The organism is Pseudomonas sp. 1152_12 (assembly GCF_052850675.1).
Genome location: NZ_VXCW01000042.1, coordinates 1 through 1348 on the forward strand (window position 1 = coordinate 1; position 1348 = coordinate 1348).

The 1348-nt window shown below is 56.5% G+C and carries 1 protein-coding gene; it reads right to left on the minus strand.

Translation table 11 applies throughout. The annotated features are described in order from the left end of the window. Window positions 1-9 precede the first annotated feature (9 nt). Window positions 10-1341, minus strand: a complete 1332-nt coding sequence (locus FW764_RS28015) for an IS4 family transposase (RefSeq protein WP_446436716.1) — start codon at window positions 1339-1341, stop codon at window positions 10-12. Window positions 1342-1348 lie beyond the last annotated feature (7 nt).

Below are 1348 nucleotides of genomic sequence, written 5' to 3' on the forward strand. Positions count from 1 at the left end.
TAATGCCAGTCAGTTAAGCTGACTGGCATTTTTATTTTTGATCGGATACTTCGGTGATTTCAGCCGAATCGCCCGAGGATAAACGCGCTCCTCACGTCGATGCGGCAGAACGTAGTGCGGCGCTGAAGCATGAAGCTCGGCCAAATACTTGGGGATGTTCCCGGAACGGTCGGCCGAGACGCTGTTGATAAACCCAAGAATCGCCCAGGTACACGCGGTAAAGCTCATTTCGCACGGGTAAATGCCAGGACAGTGGCGACTCATTTCCACCATCTGATAGCGCAACAAGTTGTAGCCCAACAACACGCCCCACAACTCTTGCTCGATCATCTCGGGTGTCTTGCTGCGCAGCGTATAGCTGCTGTTGAGCAGCGTCTGCTTCATTTCCCGAAAGCCTAATTCGATTTCCCAGCGCTGGCTGTACAGATCAACGATCTCGTCGGAAGGAAAACGCAGTGGGTCAGCCATCGAGGTCAGAATCTGACACACCTTGCCCTTGACGGTTTTGCTCAGCAGTCGCGCGGTCAGCTGCTCCGGCAACCCAGGCCATTGCTTGCGGGCCTGCGGCGAAGTGCTCAGCAAAACAATCGCATCCTGGCGCCCCAAACGCTGGATCACCTCGTACTGCGAGCCTTTTTTCAGCGGCATCAGCCAGTGGCGTTCGACACCTGCCTGCTGCCACCGATGCAGTAAACCTAACGAGTAAAAACCACGATCAAACAGCGTCAGCGAGTGATCGGGGGTGGTTTCGATCAGTTGCTCGGCCAGTTTCATTTCGTTGCTGCGGTAGCCTTCAAACGCACTGCCAATCAGCAAATGGCTGGTCAACTCCATTTGGCAGACCATGCGCACCTGAGGAAAACCGGTGTCGCCATGCTGGTTGCTGGCGGAGTCATAGCGCGCCCGATTTTCCGGCGTATCGGGCGTGCGCCAGACAACGCCATCGACACCCAACAAACGCAGACCGGCCCAAGTCGGGTGACCGGCTGCCTCATGCCAACTTTTCTGGGTCAAATCGAAGACTTGTCGTACAGCTTCGCTGCCCAATCTCTGACGGGCCTGGACTACGGCGCTGGGCGCTACCAACGGGCGCTGACCCGGCAACATGATATTCATGCGACTGACCACATCCCAGGCCGACATGCGCCGGAAGAACGCCATGGAGATCACGCACCAGAGCATCATTTCCAGAGGCAAACGACGCTTGCGCAGCGTCGCCACACCAGCTTGTTCAAGCGCCTGTTCGACCAGAGAAGGATCGAGCAAAGCACCCAATCCCTCGATGGCGTTGGGGGTAGAGGCGATGTTGTGGGTCAGTTCCAGTGCCCGAGCGAGACGCATAAAAAAA

What these genes read in the sequence shown, in the direction of transcription:
- FW764_RS28015 (WP_446436716.1), bottom strand. Translation starts at nt 1,341, where the DNA reads ATGCGTCTCGCTCGGGCACTGGAACTGACCCACAACATCGCCTCTACC.